This is a genomic window from Chryseobacterium sp. HNCC26DJ238 (genome assembly GCF_057180465.1).
Genome location: NZ_JBXUGI010000014.1, coordinates 81,716 through 103,315 on the forward strand (window position 1 = coordinate 81,716; position 21,600 = coordinate 103,315).

General features: G+C 41.8%; 10 protein-coding genes. 6 read left to right on the forward strand and 4 right to left on the reverse strand.

Annotation, left to right across the window (positions count from 1 at the left end):
• The first annotated feature begins 10 nt into the window (after window positions 1-10).
• From AC2A07_RS14060 to AC2A07_RS14080, 5 genes are all read left to right on the forward strand, one after another.
• Entirely contained in the window at window positions 11-1,468 is a 1,458-nt protein-coding gene (locus AC2A07_RS14060; protein WP_484050944.1) for a SusD/RagB family nutrient-binding outer membrane lipoprotein, read from the forward strand.
• 34 nt (window positions 1,469-1,502) lie between these two features.
• On the forward strand, window positions 1,503-3,086 hold the full coding sequence (locus AC2A07_RS14065; RefSeq protein ID WP_484050945.1) for a calcineurin-like phosphoesterase C-terminal domain-containing protein: 1,584 nt from the start codon (window positions 1,503-1,505) through the stop codon (window positions 3,084-3,086).
• A 164-nt stretch (window positions 3,087-3,250) separates the two neighbouring features.
• Entirely contained in the window at window positions 3,251-3,964 is a 714-nt protein-coding gene (locus AC2A07_RS14070) for a 3-ketoacyl-ACP reductase (RefSeq protein WP_314497497.1), read from the forward strand.
• Between the two features lie 310 nt (window positions 3,965-4,274).
• Complete coding sequence (gene prmA / locus AC2A07_RS14075; protein ID WP_484050946.1) at window positions 4,275-5,105, forward strand: 50S ribosomal protein L11 methyltransferase; 831 nt, start codon at window positions 4,275-4,277, stop codon at window positions 5,103-5,105.
• A 13-nt stretch (window positions 5,106-5,118) separates the two neighbouring features.
• Window positions 5,119-5,955: an SH3 domain-containing protein gene (locus AC2A07_RS14080; protein ID WP_484050947.1), complete on the forward strand. Its 837-nt coding sequence runs from the start codon at window positions 5,119-5,121 to the stop codon at window positions 5,953-5,955.
• Between the two features lie 100 nt (window positions 5,956-6,055).
• Here AC2A07_RS14080 and AC2A07_RS14085 read toward each other — a convergent pair whose 3' ends face one another.
• A complete protein-coding gene (locus AC2A07_RS14085) occupies window positions 6,056-6,640 on the reverse strand; it encodes a Crp/Fnr family transcriptional regulator (RefSeq protein ID WP_484050948.1) in 585 nt (194 codons plus the stop codon).
• 225 nt (window positions 6,641-6,865) lie between these two features.
• Here AC2A07_RS14085 and AC2A07_RS14090 point away from each other — a divergent pair, with 225 nt between their 5' ends.
• Window positions 6,866-7,744 (forward strand): nuclear transport factor 2 family protein, encoded by an 879-nt coding sequence (locus AC2A07_RS14090; RefSeq protein ID WP_484050949.1) that lies wholly within the window; start codon window positions 6,866-6,868, stop codon window positions 7,742-7,744.
• 924 nt (window positions 7,745-8,668) lie between these two features.
• Here the strand turns inward: AC2A07_RS14090 and AC2A07_RS14095 are convergent.
• The 3 genes from AC2A07_RS14095 to AC2A07_RS14105 all read right to left on the reverse strand — a co-directional run bounded on the left by AC2A07_RS14095 (window position 8,669) and on the right by AC2A07_RS14105 (window position 21,587).
• Window positions 8,669-9,139: a hypothetical protein gene (locus AC2A07_RS14095; RefSeq protein ID WP_314497513.1), complete on the reverse strand. Its 471-nt coding sequence runs from the start codon at window positions 9,137-9,139 to the stop codon at window positions 8,669-8,671.
• 164 nt (window positions 9,140-9,303) lie between these two features.
• The gene (locus tag AC2A07_RS14100; protein WP_484050950.1) at window positions 9,304-20,202 is read right to left on the reverse strand and encodes a LysM peptidoglycan-binding domain-containing protein; all 10,899 of its coding nucleotides are present in this window, start codon (window positions 20,200-20,202) and stop codon (window positions 9,304-9,306) included.
• 17 nt (window positions 20,203-20,219) lie between these two features.
• Entirely contained in the window at window positions 20,220-21,587 is a 1,368-nt protein-coding gene (locus AC2A07_RS14105; RefSeq protein ID WP_484050951.1) for a hypothetical protein, read from the reverse strand.
• Between the last annotated feature and the right edge of the window lie 13 nt (window positions 21,588-21,600).

Below are 21,600 nucleotides of genomic sequence, written 5' to 3' on the forward strand. Positions count from 1 at the left end.
ATTTGAAATCATGAAGAAAATATTTTTAAATACATTATTGATTGCAGGAATAAGCCTGGTTTCGGTTTCCTGTGACAGAAATTTGGATGAGGTGAATGTCGACGAGAGCAGGATCAGCGAACCTGTAGCTTCAAAACTGCTGGTACCGATTCAGTATAATATGTCAGCGGTAAATTATATGAGGGCTAATGATTTCACTTTTGATATCATGCAGGTTTCTCTTGATTTTCCGAATGAAGGAAACTCATTAAGCCGCTATTACCTTACAGAAAATACAGGAGCCGGTTTCTGGAATAATAGTTACAAATGGCTGATGCAGATTCAGGATATGAAAAAAGCAGCAATAAGGGATAATGATGTAAATTATCAGGCAATTGCAATGGTACTGAATGCCTGGGTTTATTCAAACCTGACCGATACCTACGGTGATGTTCCGTTTTCAGAAGCTTCAAATCTGGATGGTGGAGTTACGCAGCCGAAATTTGACCGGCAGAAAGATATCTATATTAAGTTACTGGACGATTTAAAAACAGCTAATTCGCTTTTTGTAACTACGAAATTACTGACAGGATCTGATATCTTCTATAAAGCAGAAAGTGATGTCAATGGGATTGTCAATTGGAAAAAATTCTGTAATTCATTATCACTACGGTTGTTGACAAGGATTTTAAAAAGAAACGGAGAGGTCAATGTCAACGAAAGAATTCTGGAGATTATCAATGACCCTGCAAAATATCCTGTCATTCAAAGCAATGCAGAAACAGCAAAGGTAAATATTACGGGCGTTGCACCACTTCTTACTCCTATTGCAAGGCCGCAGGATTTTACCACCGGAAGAGCTGCTTCAGCATTCTTTATAGAAACCTTAAAGGCAAATAATGATCCGAGGATGGCATTGTTTTTCGGACAGGCTAAAAATCTGGCCTCTCCGCAGGCAAATATCGGTTACAAAGGTGTTCCTTCCGGTTATGCAACAGGAACAACATTCGATTATCAACCTTCCAATATGAACCAGAACCTGTCTAAGGCACCTCTTAACATTCTGGTTTTCCCTTATGCGGAAATACAGTTTATTCTTTCAGAACTGGCATGGAGAGGAATTATTACCGGAAATGCACAGGCTTTTTATGAAAGCGGAGTAAAAGCGGCAATCGAGCAATGGGGTTCCACAGTAACGTCATCTTATTTTACCAATCAGAATGTAGCTTATAATGGATCCCTGGAGAGAATTATGCTACAGAAATACGTAGCCCTGTTCTTTGTGGATCAGCAGCAATGGTTTGAAAAGAGAAGAACAGGATTTCCTGTACTGCCCAATAACGGAGGTCTTTTAAACAACGGGAATCTGCCTTCAAGGTTAATGTATCCACCTAATCCAAGAGTTCTTAATACAACAAATTATCAGGCAGCCGTACAGCAGATGGGTGGCGATGACGTGAATGTAAAAGTTTGGTGGAACAAGCCATAACAGAATAAAATTACTAAACAATAAAAAAAATATAATGAATTTAAAATATATAATTCCGTCATTATTGATTTCCTCAATGGCAGTTTCACAAACTTCAGTGTCAGGATACGTCTTTGAAGACCTGAACAAAAACCAGAAAAAGGAAAATCGCGAAAAAGGAATAGAAAATGTAGCTGTCTCTAATGGGAATCTGGTAGTTTTAACTGATAAAAACGGTAAATACAGCCTTCCGATTGCAGAAGGCCAGACCGTTTTCGTTATTAAGCCATCAGGATATATGATGGGTTTAAATCAAAATAATCTTCCGCAGTATTATTACCAATACAAACCCAAAGGCTCACCTTCTGATTTTAAATACAAAGGAACTGCACCTACAGGAGTGCTCCCGAAAGAATTAAATTTTGCTCTGCATCAGCAGAATGAAAGTAAAAACTTTGATATTTTGGTCTTCGGTGATCCTCAGCCTTATACAGAAAAGCAGCTGGATTATTTCAAAAGAGCAATCGTCGACGAAGTAAGGTCAAATAAGAAAAATGCGGTTTTCGGAATCAGTCTGGGAGACCTGGTTGGAGATGATCTGAGCCTTCAGAAACCGTATGCCGATATTATGAAGGAAATAGGCCTTCCCTGGTACAACGTTATGGGAAATCATGATATGAATTATGATGCTCAGGAAGATCAGCTCTCAGATGAAACTTTTGAAGCTAATTTTGGACCGGCAAACTATTCTTTCAACTATGGGAATGTACATTTTTTAGTATTGGATGATATTCTTTATCCGGATCCCAGAGACGGAAAAGGATATTGGGGCGGTTTCAGGGAAGATCAGCTTCAGTTTATCCAAAACGATCTGAAGCTGGTAGATAAAAACAAATTAATCGTTGTCTCGTTCCACATTCCTCTGGAACATAGCAATGAAGATAATTTCAGAAATGCTGACCGTCAGAAATTGTTTGATGCCCTTGCACCTTTTAAGAATGCTTTACTTCTATCTGCCCATACCCACATTCAACAGCAGATTTTCTACGGAAAAGCACAGGGCTGGAACGGTGCAGGAGATTTGCATGAATACAATGTAGGAACGACCTGTGGAGATTGGTGGTCAGGTACTTCAGATGAAATAGGCCTACCTACTTCTACCATGAGAGACGGTACAGCAAAAGGATATTCATTTATAAGCTTTAAAGATAATGAATACAGCGTAAGGTATAAAACAGCAGGCAAACCTGAAGATTATCAGATACAGCTGTATGTACCGAAAGTAATTCCTTATCCGTCAAAAACTTCAGCTAAAGTTCTGGCAAATGTCTTTATGGGAAGCAAAAAAGATAAGGTACAGTACAGAATTGACGGCGGAAAATGGGATGAAATGGAATACAGCGAAACCATCGATCCGAACTTTGCGCAGGCTGTCTTCAAATGGGACTCTACGGAAACACTGTTCCCGGGAAGAAGACCCTCAAATCCGGAACAGTCAAAACATATCTGGACCGGAGGATTCGGAAATAAATTAACACTCGGTAAGCATAGAATAGAAGTGAAGGCAAACGATATGTACGGAAATGAATTTTCAGCATCGGAAGAATTTGAAGTACAAAACCCGGTACTCATTCCTTAGGGTTATTTTTTTACTTTTATATATTACTTTCAGAAACCAACTTATTACTGAGTTGGTTTCATCTATATATAGAATTTCCTGATCATACATTTCCAATAAATCAAAATAATAAACGTTTGTTTAAAAAAATGCTTTCGTAAATTTGTAGCATAAAAATTTAAATAATGAACTTACACGGAAAAAATGCCATTGTTACCGGAGGCGGCAGAGGTCTGGGAAAGGCCGTTGCTTTACTTCTCGCAAAGGAAGGAGTGAATGTCGGAATTACAGGGAGAAATGAAGAAAATCTTAAAATGACTGTTGATGAAATTCAGAAATCGGGTGTCAGGGCAGCCTATGCCGTTTTCAGCATTGATAATGAAATCCACGTAAAAGCAGGAATAGAATCGATTGCCGAACAGCTTGGAGGGATTGATATTCTCATCAATAATGCAGGAATCGGTGATTTCGGAACGATTGAAAATATGCCATCTGAGACCTGGGAGCAGGTAATCAGAACCAATCTTTTCGGGGTTTATTATGCTGCGAAGGCAGTTTATCCGTTTTTAAAAGAGAAAGGAGAAGGAGATATTGTAAATGTAGCTTCTACAGCCGGACTGAAAGGTGGTCCCAATATGTCAGCCTATGCAGCTTCAAAAGCCGCAGTAGTCTCACTGTCACAATCAATGATGGCAGAATGGAGAAAACAGAATATCAGGGTTATTACTTTAACTCCAAGTACCATTGCCTCAGATATGTCCATAGAAGGGGGGCTTACAGACGGAAATCCGGAAAAGGTACTGCAGCCGGATGATTTTGCTGAATGGGTAAGGGATATTCTGAAAATGAACAGACGAGCTCTGATAGCAAACGGATCCATCTTCTCTACAAACCCGTAATATTCTTTTTTCAAGGGGATACATGAAGAACATGACTGTGATAAAGTAATTGCATACTTGTATCAGGGTATAATACTAAAGGTAAAGAAAGCGGGCTTAAGCCCGCTTTTTCCATGAATCATTAAAACAGTCTCTAGCCAGACTGAAAAATATTATCTTATATTTATTCCGGATGAATCTGAACTGTTTTGTATTGTCTGATCCTCTGTGAGGATTTTAATGGATCATCAACTTAATCGTAATTGCTGAAATTTTTCAATTTTTAAATCTTTCATTTTTTAATTCTCTATTTTTGCAACAAATTATTGACATGCAAAATTATTTGGAATTCGATTTTAAGATACAGCCTCTCCAGCCTTGGAATGAAATATTAATGGCCGAACTTATAGAAATAGGTTTTGACAGTTTTACAGAGGAGCATGAAGGAATATTGGGATATATTCAGAAAGATCTTTTTATAGAAGATGATCTGAAAACATTGCCGCTGTTTCAGAATCCTGAAGTAAAAATAGAATATACTTTTACCGAAATGCCCAATATAAATTGGAATGAAGAATGGGAAAAGAATTTTGAACCGATCAATATCGAAGATAAAGTTTTGATCAGGGCTGAATTTCATGAATCTGTAGAAGGAATGCACGAAATTATCATACAGCCGAAAATGTCTTTCGGAACTGGTCATCATCCTACTACCCATTTGATGATTCAGCAGATGATGGATATTGATTTCAAGGATAAAAAAGTTCTGGATATGGGCTGCGGAACATCAGTCCTGGCAATTTATGCAAAACAGAAAGGGGCAGGGGAAACCAAAGCGATTGATATCGATGAGTGGTCCGTTGAGAATTCAAAAGAAAATGCAGTAAGAAACGGGGTGGAGTTAGACATTGAACTGGGAACCGCAGAAAATTTGGGTAAAGAAAATTATGATGTCATTTTAGCCAATATCAATAGAAATATTCTGATTTCCGATATTCCCACATATGTATCAGTGATGAATTCCGGAGGTCAGCTGCTGCTTTCAGGATTGTGTTTTTTTGATGTAGATGATATTATCGAAGTCTGTAAAGAAAATAATCTGGAGTTAAAAAAGAAGTTGCAGCGTGAAGAATGGGTAAGTTTGCTTTTAGAAAAAAAATAAATGTAACCGCGGTATGAAAAATCTATTTGTGCTTTTTTCGGTAATAATCATGCAGATTTTTTCTGCTCAGGAAGAAATCTATGCTCATGGTGTATTCAGTTTTGAAGAAAATAAGACACAGAAAATATTTACCGATTGGGCTAGAATAAGACAGGAACCCAATGTAAATTCCCCGATCCTGGATTCTTTACAGACCAATCAGCAAATTGTAATCATCAGAAAAGATGATCAGGTTTTACAGTTGGGAGAAAGATCTTCAAACTGGTATAAAATATCTTATCAAAAAGAAAACAGGCAGGCGGAAGGATATATCTGGGGAGCTAATCTCTGTATCGGTTTCAGGAGCAGAGACGGCTTTGACTTTCTTTTTGGGATTTCAAAAACAATTGACAGAGAGGATAAAGAGTTTAATCAGAAGTACAGACAGAATATTGCCGCCGTTAAGGTAATGAGCGGCAATGTTCTGATCGATGAGGTTTTCTTTGATACCGGTTCAGGGGAGAGTCTTAGCTACGGTACATTTATTATTGAGAGTAATCACAGACTTAAGAATGTTGATTGTACTTTAAAAGCTGTGGTTTCCGGTGAAGCCTGCGGAATTCCCGGTTATGACCAGTATATCCTGTTCGGAAATAAAAAACTGACCGTACTGCCTCAGCTGATGAATGTTGGAGATGCAGATGTTTATCACCATGGTGAGCAGTTGATCTTCCCGAACGACAAAGGCGGACTTCCTGATGCTTTCATTTTTAAGATGGAAGAAATGGAGAAAGATGAAAATGATAAAGAAAAAACAAAGCAGCTTTCTAAAACCTACCTTTGGAACGGAAAGGCTTATAAACTGAAGTAATTTTATTGAAAAGTAAACTGTAGGAAAGAGTCATTCTAAAATCTACTGCTTATCATTATTTACATCAGGCTTTTGCCTGGGGGAGATAAATTTATGATTGTTAATCTTTCTGTGTTATTTTTTTTCTTATTCTGCTTACAAACTCATGGGTAATACCTAAGTAGGCAGCAACCTGTACATTGGTGAGGCGTTGTGCGATCTCACTATATTCCTCTATAAAATTCAGGTATCTTTCATCAGCAGTTACACTGAGGTTTTCAACCATCCTTCTCTGTAATGATACATACGCATTCTGAGTCATTATTCTGAAAAGTTTTTCTACAAACGGAATGTTCTGAAGTGCGAATAATTTATCTTTTTTTGAAATAACCAGAATTTCGCTGTCTTCAATGGCCTGTATGTACAATTCAGACGGGCTGTTATTATTAAAGCTGTCAATATTGGCAAGCCACCAGTCCTCTACAGCAAAATAAAGTACCTGTTCCATGCCACTGTAGTCAATATGATAAACTTTAAACAGGCCTTTGATAACATAAGCCTCAAAATTACAGACCTCTCCGCGCTCAAGAACCCATTGTTTTTTAGCGACTTTTTTATATTCAAAAAGATTACAGAATTTTTCGGCTTCCTCTTCTGATACTTCCGCAAGCTTGATAATTTGCTGTTTTAAAGAATCTTTATGCATGATGACTTTTATAGATTTAAAGATAATATATTTTCGTTAAATCTTGATTTTAATTGTTCAGACGAATGATGAAAATTCTTTTTTCATGAAATTTATAAATTTCAGAAATTTAAATAATGCACATTCCTTAATTTTAGTAGTTTATTGATGTAGTTCAATGTTTTTAGATGATCGCCTCTTTATTTTTGTAAAGATTTATTAATAAAAATAATTTAACACAAAAAAATGATTAAAAAAATTCAGAGACTGCTTACGTTGTTTGTCTCTTCAGTTGTAATGTTATCTTGCTCAGATAATAATTTTACAAATATTTCCGACTCTGCAACCTCTTCAGGACTCGCCCGCGGCTTCTATCAGGAGGTAATCGTAAATAAAGATATGAGTCAGTTTAATAAGTATATTGGTTCGACTTATATACAGCATGCTACTGGGTACGCAGATGGAGTAGAGCCTTTAAGAGAAGAATTGACCGCTAATGCTTCAAGCAGCAATCAGGTGCAGATTTTAAGGGTTGTCGGTGATAAAAACTATGCAGCACTGCATTCATTGTGGACGGTCGGATCACAGCAGATTCTGTATGTTGATATCTGGAGAATAGAAAATGGGAAGCTGGTAGAGCATTGGGACCAGTTTCAAAATGTTTCTGAAAATCCAGCCAATAGCAATACGATGTATGCAGGCCCTGATACCAATGTAAATGCCAACCAGAATATTGAGCAGAACAGAGCACGTGCAATCGCTGTCTTAAATGTATTTGACAACCTGAATGATCTCAGCCCTGTTGAGAACTTTGTTTCTTCAGAATATATCCAGCATAACCCGACCGTTGCAGACGGTAAACAGGCATTCATCGATATGCTGAACGGATTGAATCAGATCAGTTATAAGTCCAGCACTAAAATAGCCAAAACACTTGCTTTTGGAGATATGGTCATTGTTCATTCTCATGTTACAGATCCTACCGTATCAAATGATAACGGTACAGGAGGAATGGATATTTTCAGATTTGACAGCAACGGACAAATTGTCGAGCACTGGGATGTTCTGGAAACGATGACTGGTAGCTCATTAAATAACAATGATCCTTTTTACTATCCTAATTAACTAACCGTAACTGATATTTTATTGGTTCAGCATCGATCTAAATGACCGGTGCTTTTTTTATAAACGATTTTTAAATTATTTCAATAAATATAAAGAGAGATTTTGATTGGGTGATGTTACGGTTTTAAAATTTCATCGGCTAAGACGATCAACTCATTCTGAGTACCCTGATCCGCCTCATTAGACAGTAAAACAATTCCTGAATTCAGATCAGGATAAAATATCATATAACTGCTGAAACCGCCCGCTGCGCAAAGTCTCCTGACTTTGAGCAACAACTAATTTGAAAAAAATACAAACAAGAATATTTTAGTAGCCATAAACAGAACCAGAAAGCAGAAGAGAGTGGATACTGTATTTACTTAATAAAGTTGTAAAAAGCAATACCAGAAATAAGAATTATCAGTTTTGACAATACGGAAATTATGCAGAAGAAATATAAACTTTACATTTTATATGGGATAAGTTAAAGTACATCCATCTAAATCCAATTAGAGCAGGCATTGTAGAAAAAGTACAACATTATATATACTCTTCGGCGAGCAATTATTTTACAGGCAAAGGATTATTAGAAGTTGAATTCGCTGAAAATCCTATAATCGCTGTAACATCAAAGAATGAATTTTGGAAATATAACAATGATGATGAATGGATAATTTGCTCAAAGTCGGGAGACTTTGCGCAGCGGGAGAAAAGAATTATAAAAGCAACAAATACCGCATCGAATTCGTTTAAAATTAAGATGTAGATTCCCTGAGTATCAAAAGAAGATTTTGAAGCATATTTTTAGGATAATTCCTTTTAACCAGAGCTACCGTTAAATTATAATGTATTTCGCAACATCATTACTTGGAAATTTAACATCATCCTGAAATTTTTAAGAATAAAAAAAGGATACGTAGTTACGTGGAAAAGTTTTAAAGATTAGCGGAGCAGAGACCAGATTAATACACCGATTCCGGCATAAGCAGTAACCGTAATAATATCTGCTATCGGCTGTGAAAAGCGTTTTTCAGCAATTCTGTCACCATTGATCTGGTTCTTATGGAATTTCAGAATTCTTTTAGGACTACTAATTGGGTGGGCAACCAGGCTGTCGCCTTCCCATCTGTTAACGATTATTTTATAGCTTTTACCATCTACATCGATTTTAAATTTTTTATTAGGGGCAAGCTTCTCCTGAACATTAACCGGAACAGGTATTGGTTGTGAGTTCAGGCTTATAGATTGAGCCTGTGTATTTTTAATCTGTCCGGAATTGTTATTCTCAGGAGTTGCATTCTTTTTAGATTCCTGCTTATTGTCGGTTGCCGGATCCACCTTTTTTTTCACTTGGTAGGTGTAGCAACTGTTGAGGGAAAATAATATAATGATGAGATAAAGATTCTTTAGCATGAGCCAAATTTAAGAATTAAACGGAATATTTGGTATTTTCTTTTGAAAGATCATATTAAAAAATATTTTTATCTGAGAAAATTACTGAAACTCTGTAAATAAAAACTAAAATCCTCGCCATGGCAAGGATTTTAGTTTGCTCAATTCATTGAAATAAAATTTTATTATGCATTCATATCCGTAATATTAGTATAATACAGTTTTACGTCTTTAAGCTCTATCAGCGGCAGCTTGCTTTCGCTGAGTGATGAGAAAACGGCTATATCGATCTGCAACCAGGCACCGTCAGTTAATGGCTGGTGCTGTTTATACCATAATTTAAGGGTATTGGCCAAACGGCAGACAAATGGATCTGAATCACTGAAGGACGGCTGACACCCTCCGGCAGGAATTTCATAATCTGTTGGGATCTCGAAAGTGAACGGTGCTGCCAGCAACACAGGCAGTTGTATGGCAGGGAGCAAGTCACCTGATGTGGTCAGCAGAGGATAGTTCCATGATACGCTGAGCTTTACCAATTGCTCTGTCAGTTCATCATATGTAAAGAAAGTACTGAAGAAGTTGGCCAATTGCTGAGCAAGCGGTAGATTCAGTCCCGTATCATTATTAATCCTTGCAATATCAAACGTATCGTCGCTGCTGAGCAGTGGGATCAGCTTATTGGAGAACCTTACCAGTGGTGTCCGGTAAATAAAGTCATTCACTGTCGGATTGTAAGGCACGAGATCTTCGTTACGGATAATAGACAGGCCTGCCCATGCATACTGGAACTGTAAGATATTCAGTGCATCTACATTAACGTTGCGTGATGGGATATTGAAAGATTCTTCCCATGTCAGATAGGTTTTATCTACTGCCTGATACCAATACGCATTAGGAATAGTCACCCCTTTCTTATCCGTAGCATTAACTTTTGTATAATTATCAATCGTTACATAAGGGGTTAGTGGCAGCTCTGCTTCCAGCACAGCTTTAGTGCCCCGGTACAGAGACAGATCATCAGACGATAGATCTCCGGAAGGTACAATAGTGACCAGCAGGCGGTTGTCGAAATCATTGTCATCTGTCTGACGGATAATGAAATCGTAGGCTCGGGCCGTACCATTGCTGTTAGGGTTGCCGAGAAGCAGACTGTTAAATTCGCTCCAGGCAACAGCAAGGTTACTGGACAGGGTGACCATGGTTTGTAATGCATAATAAGCATTGGCCAGATTCGTATCACTGCTGTCTGATTGAGCATTAATCAGTTTCAGATAACGGTTGAAATCATCCAGCACCTGTGGCCATACGGTGACGAACTGTGCCAGGTCACTGAAGAGGTCACGGGATGGTGCTCTGAACATTTTTGCAGAAGGATTCGGAATCATATTGAACTCAATATCAGAGAATATCTTGTCCTGCGCAGCCTGATCTTCGGTATAGGAATAAGTGAAATCCCATTCGGATGCTTTGGCCAGACGCGTTTTGGTCGTATCGCCTTCTACAGATACGCCTTTGCCTGTTTGTGTGGTCAATGTAGGAGGTGTAGGGTAGTTTCGTAGTACTACAGGAATATCAACGTTACCTAAGCTTTGCTGCAGAGATGAAGCAACAGACGCTGCTTTAAGCGTGCTGCTGTTACTGCTTACATCAGCAGGAATAATAAAGGTAAGCCAATTCGATCCCTGATAGCCGTTGATGCCTGCCACATCACTGATGTCGCATTCCACATGGGTTACTACATACGTCATATCCAGATCTACGCTGGTAAATTCCTTCGCATTTTTAGTCATAAAGCTGAAGGTGAGGAAAGAATCCGTATCGATGGCATCCTTTTCATTCAGCTGTATCTTAGAGGTGGAGATGCTGTATTCTTTTGCTTCACCATCTGTTTTATTACCAATTACCGGGGTACCATACAGGCGTGGTGGTGTTTGATAACTGCCGGATGCCACAAAGTCTGATTCAGCTGTTACTTCAAATTGGACCAAAGCATTGACGGTGTAGGCATTACCCAGTTGGTTAAGCAGTTGCTGTTCGAATTTATCTTTTGCATTGCCGAGACTGGTATGATCACCCGATGCAGTTGAAACATAAGGTGCTGTAAGTACAGGCTCTACTTCCGAAGCAATGGTTCCGGCCAACTTGGTTTTAGCATTGGTGATGGCTTGAAGGTACGTTGTAGCATCAATGCCCTGTGTTTCCAGCCATGTTTTTTCCTCATCCGATTTCAACTGATCTACAAGGAAAGCCGGTATAGCGTAATCTGCACTCAGGAACACATCAATGGCATTGAGGGATTGTGAGCCCCAATTATCCATATCTATGCCTGTAAACGTTTGTATTTCACCTTTGCTGCAATCCAGACCCTGACCCGTCAGATAATCACATATAGGAACACCGGCTTTGGAAACAAGACTTGTGGCCAATGGCTTAGGCGCATAGAATACGGCATTCAGCAAGCTGTACGTATAAATATTGATTCTGTACTGATTAAACTGTTCGGCTGTCAATTGTTGCTGCAAAGCAGTGTCAAACAGATCTCTGCTGTCATACAGAGTATCAACTAATTTATTGATCGCAGTGGTCACATCACCCGGTACGTCGTCTGCTGTCAGCTGGGCAATAGAGTCAGCCGTCAGTTGATAAGTACCCGCCTGATTGACCTGCCAGTAAATACCCTGGCCGGACCTTAAGCCCATGCGGACTACAAATACAGCCTGGTTATTGGCACCACCTGCAGTTGCAGCATTTGTACCGATGGCGATCTTCAGTTCATAATTACCAACACTTAAGAAGGCGGCTTCAAACAGGGCAGCAAACTCATTCAGACTGTACTGCGGATCAGTGCCGTCCTGTGCTGTTTTAGACATCGTTTTCGGCTTCACCTGCGTAAGAGCCTGAGTGACCAAAGTACTGTCTTTAAAGTCTGTATTCACATAATTCAGGTCCCGGTAAAAATCAAGATTCACAGTGAGCTGTAAGATGGAATGGGTGTCGATATCTGCTGTATTAACCGGGCTGGTGAGCGGGTTCATAACCGGAGCTGTACCCTGATTTCCCTGGCTGCGTGCAGATAAATACGTATAAATATCTTTTACAAACTGCAGCAACTGTTTGAACTGGTCTCCGGACAGATTGGTTGCTTTAACAGGAGTAAGCGATGTACTGAGGGTCGCAGTCAAAGTATTTTTACCATCTATCGGATTTAACTGGGTCAGTTGATAATATACATTCGTGTACGTCAGTAAATCATTGGCGGCATTCTGTTTCCAGTCTTGCTGCTGGTCTGCCGGTACATCCGGAAGCTCGTTATAGCGTTGTGTATTGAAGTTGAATTCCAGCTTCAGTTCCGGTTCATTATCAGTACCGAGGTCAAATAAATAGCTCAGTTCCACACTTGGCCATTTATTCAGTCCTTTCAGCTCATCCACATACCCTGTCTGGATAGGAGGGTTATTGATTGGGGTGGCAGGATCAAGCTGCGGATCACTGAATGGAGTAACCGTTACGTTGCCGTAATAATCCACCCAATCAAAATGCACCTGCACCGGATGACCGATACCACGGTAAGGGTTATCATCTTCCTGCGGATAGCCGGCAGGATAGGTCATAAAAGCATTAGATTTAGCAAACTTGGCAATAGGCACCACCTGGTTGTAATACCATATCAGATCGCCGTCGCTGTCGTCTGTTTTACCCAGTACATCGTCCTGTGTCTGTGGCTTGGCAGGTCCTGCAGGTAAGCCTACAATACTTTCTGTGAACCAACTGTTCTCTACCACCTGATAACTCAGAAGGTTGTACATATTGTTGAGGTACACTTCGGCATAATCAGGATCCGTTACTTTAGGTTGTTTATCAGGATCAGGATCGGGATTAGGATTCGTGCGGTTCAGATCGAAGCCGGCAGTACCTTGCTGTACAGCAGTTACCTTATGAAGGATCTGATCGTTGAAGCTAAGCGTGGTAGGATTCACAAAGATGTTCACTACATCCCTTGCAGCCCAGGCCATAGCAGCCATGTCTGTAAAGTAATAGGCAGCAATGGTTTCGAAGGTAACCCCTGCTTTACCCCCAATGGTATATTGTACCTGAGGTAACAGTATGAGTTGCCAAAGCGGAAGGTTATTCCAGTCGATGATACCCGGATTTAGCTGTTGAATAGCCGCTGCATCCACTTCATAATACGCTGCGATGGAGCTTAATGAATTACCGGGACCGTTAGTTCCTATTTCGGCTACCAATCCGTTAAAAGAGATAACAGGTACAGGATATTGTGCAGGGTTTGTTACATCTGCTTTAGTGTTGAGGACTACTTTTTTATTCAGCTCTACAAGTTCGGCAGGCAGTATATTGAAGCGGGCTGTAATGCTATCGATCGTATCATCAGGAGTGTTAACATAGTACGATAATCCTTTCTGCATTTCACTTTGTGCGTAGACCACGCAGGAGTTGGCATCGATCTTATCGCCTGTTACGGCGCAGGTCATATAATCAGTTGGTTTGTTGTTGTACTGACTGCTGTAAGTGATCAGCAGGCGCACATTTGCAGTATCCCCTTTACCGAATACACTGGAAGGGAAACCTGTATTACCTTCAGTTTCGTTGTACATCAGGTAATAGCCTCCTGAACGGGTAATGCTGCACTCCCAAAGCAGGCGGATGAAATCGTAGATACTGTTCAGTACACCTGTATTTGGCGCGGCTTCCACTTCCTCTCTTGCTGCCATTTTCAGGGCAGAGGTATCCGGATTGGTTTCGGTTGAGAGATTGGCCTGTACAATAAATGTTTTCATATGCTCCATGCCGACAGATAATAATCCGTCTGAACCTTCATACAGCCATTGTATATCAACGATCTTATCCGTGTTATTGTTGGCTGATTTTGGATCTAAAGCCAGCAACAGTCTTTGCAGAATAGTTGCATCAGCCTCGCTTGCCCCCAGAAGTTCATAGCTGTAAGCATTGACAGAAGCTGTCGAATCAGTATCCAGAAGTTTAAGCTCTATATCAACCATCGTACTCCATCCATAGTAAGAAGATGGCCAATAATCCATCACCCCTTTGGCGGCATCGTACTGTCCTATCTGAACGCTGAACGCTGAGCCTTGTTCTTTAGGCAGTGCCAGCTGGTTGAGCAGACCGGAAGGGAACTGCCAGATCAGCGGTGATACAATGCTTTGGTCTCCCGGAGATCCGTAAGGTAAATTCAGTGCTCCTGATGTCTGCCATTTCGTCGTAGTCTGGAAGGTGTATTGTACCGCCTGCAGATTGAAAGGCTGCATAGGGGTAAGTTCAAGTACATCCGGTTGAATACCCGTTTCCTGTGCATAGGTAAGCAGGGTGCTGATCTGGTTAAGATCTTCAGATGTTAAGGTGATATCGAGGGTATTGCCACCTTCTTCCTTCATTGTTTTTCCGTTGAACTGCAGCCAGCTTAATGAATTGTTGATCAGCTGTATTGAGAAGTCGTCAGGTATCGTAGCAGGCAGGGCAAATTCCTGGCCAGTCAAAGAATACAGGGCACAGTTGGAGCCTATACAAGGTGAACCGTCCGAAAGGGTAAGTCCCGGAAGAGTGGTAGGCAGACGCATACCGTGTAATTGGTAACGGGATACCATACCAGACAGCTGTCCGTAAGAATTATTATCGGTAAAGTATTCCAGGATACTGCCTACGGTAAGGTATTGCAGACCCGGAATATTGGCATTGGTATATCCTTCGCCGTCGTAGAAAAATTTGTCCTGCTGCTGGTTGGCATAATTGGTGGCCAGCAGGGCTGCCGTAGTAGTATATTGTTGCGCCAGAGTATCCAGCGTGTCAGCCTCAGCTGCATTGCCGAAGGTAATAGTAGTATGGATAAACGGCTGAACCAATACCTGCCCCAGCGGCTGGATTTGCAGGGCCTGTACCTGTAGATTACCCGCAAGATCCTGAGGGGTAACCGTAGCATTTGCTAATATGGAAATAGCGGCTGCCATGCTGGTAAGCGTATCACCCGGTACAATGGTATATTGGGTAGTGTTGTATTCAAAGCTGTTACCTGCAATGAATAATCCTGGCGTTATCTGGTTTTGCATTAACAGGGCACTTACGTCGAGTTTTTTGTAGACGTCGGTGCAGATGCCATTAAAGGTGTCTTCGTTCTTAGCAATATAAATTGCAGCACCAATGATCAGCCAGCTGCCTGTCATAAGGACTGCCGTATTCTGGAAGCTGGTATCAGCGGCAAGATCACTTACCGTTGTTTTTAATCCGGTCGCTACTGCATTGATCGTATCAGTAGCCTGTACAGTATAAGAATTTCCTTTATAAGTAAGCATTTGAGGTGCCAATAATCCCGGCACAGCTGCATTCTCTGTGATTAGCATGGTTGCTGTAATGGCATAAATGGCAGCCACAGAAGTGAAGGTGTCACCATCTGCAATATCATACATAATCCCTGTTATGACTACCGGATTATTGCCGGTGAGCGGATGGGTCTGATTAGCGGTAGCGATGTCCTGTACATTGACCTTATTGCTTGTTCCGTCTACACTGATACCATTAGCCCAATTGACCATAGCGGATAAGCTGTTGCCATTGCTGAGGCGATAGGTGAAATTATCCATCGCATCTGACGCATATCCAGCCAATTGCTTGCCTAACAACACGAAATAATCTTCAAAAACAAAAGTAGACATACTCCATTGCTGCGGATCGGATACTGCAAATCGGGAAGCAGTTGCTGATTCCTCCTGTACTTTTACAGCCAGCTCATTGAACCATTTTTTCACTGCAGACAGGTAATCCTGTGTAGCCATATTATAATTATTAAACTGGATGTCCAAAGAAATATCGGGCACCTTCAGTTCAAGATCAAAGAACATAGGGAAGATGGCTGCTGCGGTCAGATTAGTTTCCAGAAGCTGGACGTTAACAGCCTGGAAGCTATTTTGAAGGAAAGTGAGCAGATCATTGGTTGGTATAGGGAAAGGATTGTTTTCGCTGGAAAGGAATGCGATCAAAGCATCCAGATCCGCTTTTGAAATACCTTCGGTATCTATTTCTGCACGGGCAGATTGTGATGGGGTCTGGTCAATATAGTTCAGTACAAGCCAACGGAAGAAGTCAGCACATAGATATTCAAAGGAAGTCGTAGCTCCACTGCCTTCACCCGATGGATCAGGTGCGTCGGTGAACAGGGTCGCTACATATTGTGCGGTCTGGTCTTTCAGGTTTCCGTTTTCAGGTCCTGCCACGGTTAAGTGAGGAACAAAATACAGATTCAGTGTAGGCACACTGTCCGCAGAAGTTGCAGCTAATACAGAGCTGTAGTTGACAGGCATATGCGGAGAACGGCGTATCACCATTTGATCAGGCCAGATTTCTCGTGTCACTTCGAATGTATCAATGGTTGCGAATTCAACAGGCAAAGCATCATCAAGTGGTGTTGCCCTGCGGGCAGGTGCAATACGTACGGTAGCCGGAGGTACAGATAAACGGGCAGCAGCATGTGGCGCTCCAAGATTGTTGTTCCACGGTGCTTTGGCGGTCTGGTCTGTCCCAATGGTAAGGTCAAAGCGGATTTTAGCAGTAAACGTAAAGTGAATGGTGATGGAAAAGATCCCCAGATTCAGTTTAGCCGAAACCCTGACATCCACTGAAGCAACGATAGCCAGAGGGATTTTGTTATAAGCTTCAAAAATAGCCTGTGCATATACCATGACAGTAATATTAACACTCGCCGATATGATCCCGAAGTCAATAGAACCGTATAATTTACCGATGATACCTATGGTGCCCTGCAGGTAATAATAATAAGACGTTTCTACCTGTTCCTTGTTGCTTTCCTGTAATAGACCACTGTAAGGGTGATAAGAAGCTATAACACCTTCGATGATACCGAACATTGTAATGCTGAAACCGGCATTGAGCACTCCATAGTTTACACTATATCCTACTCCTACCTGCAAGCCGATACCAAATACGATTACCGGATTAAAGTTTCCGTAATTGGTTTTAGGTACTTTATTGGTCGTGGCGCTGCTCAGCTTGCCGAAATAGAAACCTCCTGAACCCATTGCAGGGATACCCGGCGGCACAATGGCCTGCAGGGTAAAAGAACGGGAAAAGTCCATATTGTAAGGGAATCCTATGTCCACCATGAAATCACCGTTGGTATAAATTTCAATGCCAAGGGAAGGCAGCGTAATATTGACTGCTCCGAACTGAAGATAGCGCAGGGCATTAGGCAGCGTCAGATCTATTTGATAAACCCCGATGGAGTCAGAGATCTTTTTATACATGATCTCGAAATCGAGCCCGTCGAATATCTTGGCTTTTCCTCCAGCCATGGCGATGCGCAGACCGTACAGATTAGGATCATTAAATACGACCTGCATATCCAGAGTCCATACCGGTTTATCCTTGGTGCCTGCATTTAGTATCCCAAAATTAGTCGCGATCAGCCAGTTGCTGTCCTCATTGAACTGCAACAGGGTATTGCCTGAACCCGGTCCTATAGGCACAGTGCCCGGTTTAGGTTCGGTAAAGGCTTCCTGCATGGCCTTGGTTACATCTTTGATAGAATTGTATTGGGCTGGATTCACCAACTCTACGTGCTGACCCATGGCCAGCAGACGAAGATCAAAATACTGGTTGCCCTGTCCCGGTACCTCCGGCATTTTCTGAATGTCCTGTCCGCCGGTAGACGGTTTGAACAGGTTACTGTCGTTGATAGAAGGCACTACGGAATTACCATCAAAGGTCATGAATACACCCTTTTCAGTCTTGGTAAGGTTGATGCCATTGATATTGATGAATATCAGATTAAGCGTTTTAGGCAGTTTATAGGTAACCTTGATGTCTTTGGTATCCAGGTTGTAAGTAACCGAGAATCCGTCCAGACTTATTTTGTTCAGTATGTCCCATGGAGCATCGAGCTCAAAGGTTGGGTTGAACAGCATCTTCATGAAAGAAGTGATCAATCCGCCTAAAGTCCAGTTTTTAATCGAGAAAACAATGGTACGGCTTTGTCCGCTTATATCATACATTGCGGTAAAACCTTCCCAGGTAATTGCCAGCTGCTGATTGTTTTCGGAGAAATTATAGCTGATGCCGACAGTGGCATTGAAGTAATCCAGAGTAACACTGCCCAATACGCAGCCGGAGTATTTGCCGGTGGCAGAATCATTGCTTGCGGCTTCATATTTCAGCCAGAGATTGGCGATAATATTAATTTTCTGATCGATAACCGGGAAATTAAATATCCATTGAAGGCCTCCTTTCACTTCATAGCTGCTTTTTCCTGTTCCACCTGGAATCGTGGCACTCAGGGAGAACTGTGTAATATTTAATCTGTCGGGAAGGAAGCTGGAAGGCAGACTGATGGTCTGGAATAACTGCTTAATGAGTTCACCCAGATTTAAATTACTGCCTTCAGGCATAGCCAGACTTAGGTCCCATCCGTCAGATGAATTGTAATTCACATCTGTATTGAGCTGAAGGCTGCCAATGGCAAATAATCCCGATACCTGGGCTGTAAATATACTTGGACCGGAACCGCTTGCAGGTGAAGAAGATGTCAGTCTTAGGGTGCCGTCAGTTACCGAAACATTAGTGATGAAATTAATGTCAATATTGGCATTAGCATAAAATTCATAATACTTACTGTTGATATCCATATTGATACCAAATGAGGTAAACTCAACCAGCAATAAATTTTCAGGGATGTTAACAGCTCCTCCCGTAATGGCTGATAATAAATTGTTAAACGTAACTGAACCGGTAAAGGCAGCTGAAAGCGTCAGATCTGAAGTGATCTCCACATCAAAACCTCCTACAAATAGAGTAGGGAAGAAGTTGACTCTTGCACTGAAATATAAACTTTGTGCATTCGTGGTCCCCGGACCAATGATGACCCAGTTCACATCGAATTGCTCAATAACAAAATTATCGAAAAGCGTCCATGCGCCGTTCGATCCTATATATGCTGATACGCTGGTTATGCTCAGCCCTTTGCTGAAATCCAGAGAGGTATTAAATCCTTTGAATGCAATACTGTTGAGGTATTGCTGTAAAGTGGGCGGGATAGTCTGAAACCAGTTCTGTCCGGCCATTAGCCCAAATAAACTGAGCGGAGTAAGTGGTTTGTCCGGTTCGGAAGCTACATTCAGCAGGAAAGAAGAAGATCCGGATTCAACGGCTGCGCTAAAATTCAGTACAATAGCATCGCCGGCTGCCAGTAAAAGGCGGAAGTAGAGTATGGGCGTCTGTACTTTTTCCGTTTCACCTGCTGTTGGCATCAACCCATCATCCGTTTCGTACTCAAGGCGCAATGCATCTCCTTCATCTTCCGGTTCGGTGGGGATGGTCTCTTCTTCGGTTTTGATCTGAAACCCTATACCGGGGTTGCTTACTTTCAGAAATCCCAAAGATACCAAAGTGGCATCAACATTGACAAAAAGATCCAGATCAGGGTAAACAATATCTTCATTATTGACCTGCGAAGGATCTACACTTCCCACCAGAGCCAGCTGTATAGATGAGTTCCATGAAGTAAAGAAATTCACAACAGGCTGCAGCCATTTGGTCAGTGTAATAAGCGCTGCAAAGTTCTGGCCTTCCGCTAATGAAATATTTTTCTGTTGCCATTGGAAAGCAGTTACTTCGTCCGTACTGAAAATAAAGGAAGGTAAGGTATAAGGAAGATTGTCAAATACTCCGCCGGTCATATACTTCCAGCTTGTGGAAAATGTCCAGTTGGAGAGATTGATCTGTATGGTAAACTGTACTTCATTCGCATCATTCGCTGTAACGGTTAGGGTGACGAAAGTATTAGTCTTTTCTACATTGAGTATGGCGGCCGTTGCGTTGGTAATCGTTAATGTGTTTCCTACAGGCTCAGGTATAGAAGTACCGGAAGTGTCGATCAACAGAAACGAATCAGCAGTCAGCTTGTAGCTTTTGGACAAAAGGTCGTCCAGCCCGGCCTGTGAGATCAGATCCGAATCTGTAAAAGATGCTGCATTGACTGTAATGTTGTTATTATTGGAAGCGGCCTGGCTCCTGAAAGTAGCAGCTAATTTGGATAAGCTCATAATAAAATAATATTCAGTTAAACGTCTACAATTAATCCCATATGGTCACTTGTACTTCTGACCCTGCGGTAATTGTTCCAGCCAACAAAGGTGGTCATAGCCCCTATATTGCCTTTAATGTAACCTCCATGTCCCGTAGGGCCTGCAGTTGGAATTGCTAAAGCGGAAGGTAAGCCTGCCGCAGGCATTGCTGCATTTAAAGCCATAGCAGAGTTATATACAAGACTGCCTTGTGGCACACCGATGACCGGCGGTGCATCCCGGTTATATGTCGTGCCGGTTATCCTGTTCACAATGGTGATATTAGCCGGGGGACCAAGCGCTGTTCCGCCGCCATAGCGTGTCAGTATATTATCCACACTCGAAAAAGTATCCTGGATCACATACTCATAACCCGGATATCCATTGGTCTGCCATGGTCTTGCACTGTTGTGTGATCTGATCATGGTACAGACATAACCTTTGTCAGGCCATACATTGGGTGTGGGGTTAATCTGACGTGAGTAGCCGACACCGGCAGGAAAATTACCCAGCAACCGGTCATAAGCAATGGGCTCAAAATGTGTGTTAAAGATGTCAACGTTAAAATCCCCGACGATCACGCCCACTTCATTGACTGCAAGGTTTGTCGTCATTTCCTGGATATAGGAAAGTTGGTTGGTACCATCTGCCGACTGTTGTTTTTTGGGAGAAGCATGAAACGACAGTAATTTGATCGTCCTTCCTCCACCTGCCGGATCCCAGAATGTAGTTAAAAAAGGGGTTCTGTTCATCGCATTCGGAAAACTTAACACAGGGGCTACACCTCCGACAGCAGGTCCGCTGAACTGCCATTGACCCGCAAGGTGACGGTAGGGTATTCCCGGATTGATCAGGTTAGCTCCACCGGGTGCATTACCCATAGGGAGAGCACCTGTCCAGTTGATTCCGTAATTGACAAGATTTCCCGCTCCTATATTAGCCACTGAATCAGAGGGGTTAGCTCCGCCCTGCCAGCCCCAGGGACCTGTGAACTGTACATGGGCATGGTTATAAAAAACGGAAATACCTTCCTGTACATTACCTTGGCCCAGTCTGAGGGGAGGAACAAGACGCCAGTCATTGGGAGCAGGAAACCAGGCTCTTAACTGTTGTAGCAAAAATAGGCTGCCAGTCTCCCCACCTGCTGTGATCAGCGTGCCGGGAGCGCCTGTGCCCGTAGATGTTTCTACCACCACAAAAATATCGGGGGTATTCTGGATAAGGGTTGTACGGATCACTTCTCTTCTGTAACCGGCCTGAGGCGGAGGGATCGTAAGCGTTCCATCCCGTTTCCGCTTGGCTCTGGGTTCATTTATTTTGTTGATTCCGAACTTTTCAATGTTCCAATATAAGATACGGGCCATAAGACATCGATTT

What these genes read in the sequence shown, in the direction of transcription:
- AC2A07_RS14060 (WP_484050944.1), top strand. Translation starts at nt 11, where the DNA reads ATGAAGAAAATATTTTTAAATACATTATTGATTGCAGGAATAAGCCTG.
- AC2A07_RS14065 (WP_484050945.1), top strand. Translation starts at nt 1,503, where the DNA reads ATGAATTTAAAATATATAATTCCGTCATTATTGATTTCCTCAATGGCA.
- AC2A07_RS14070 (WP_314497497.1), top strand. Translation starts at nt 3,251, where the DNA reads ATGAACTTACACGGAAAAAATGCCATTGTTACCGGAGGCGGCAGAGGT.
- prmA (WP_484050946.1), top strand. Translation starts at nt 4,275, where the DNA reads ATGCAAAATTATTTGGAATTCGATTTTAAGATACAGCCTCTCCAGCCT.
- AC2A07_RS14080 (WP_484050947.1), top strand. Translation starts at nt 5,119, where the DNA reads ATGAAAAATCTATTTGTGCTTTTTTCGGTAATAATCATGCAGATTTTT.
- AC2A07_RS14085 (WP_484050948.1), bottom strand. Translation starts at nt 6,640, where the DNA reads ATGCATAAAGATTCTTTAAAACAGCAAATTATCAAGCTTGCGGAAGTA.
- AC2A07_RS14090 (WP_484050949.1), top strand. Translation starts at nt 6,866, where the DNA reads ATGATTAAAAAAATTCAGAGACTGCTTACGTTGTTTGTCTCTTCAGTT.
- AC2A07_RS14095 (WP_314497513.1), bottom strand. Translation starts at nt 9,139, where the DNA reads ATGCTAAAGAATCTTTATCTCATCATTATATTATTTTCCCTCAACAGT.
- AC2A07_RS14100 (WP_484050950.1), bottom strand. Translation starts at nt 20,202, where the DNA reads ATGAGCTTATCCAAATTAGCTGCTACTTTCAGGAGCCAGGCCGCTTCC.
- AC2A07_RS14105 (WP_484050951.1), bottom strand. Translation starts at nt 21,587, where the DNA reads ATGGCCCGTATCTTATATTGGAACATTGAAAAGTTCGGAATCAACAAA.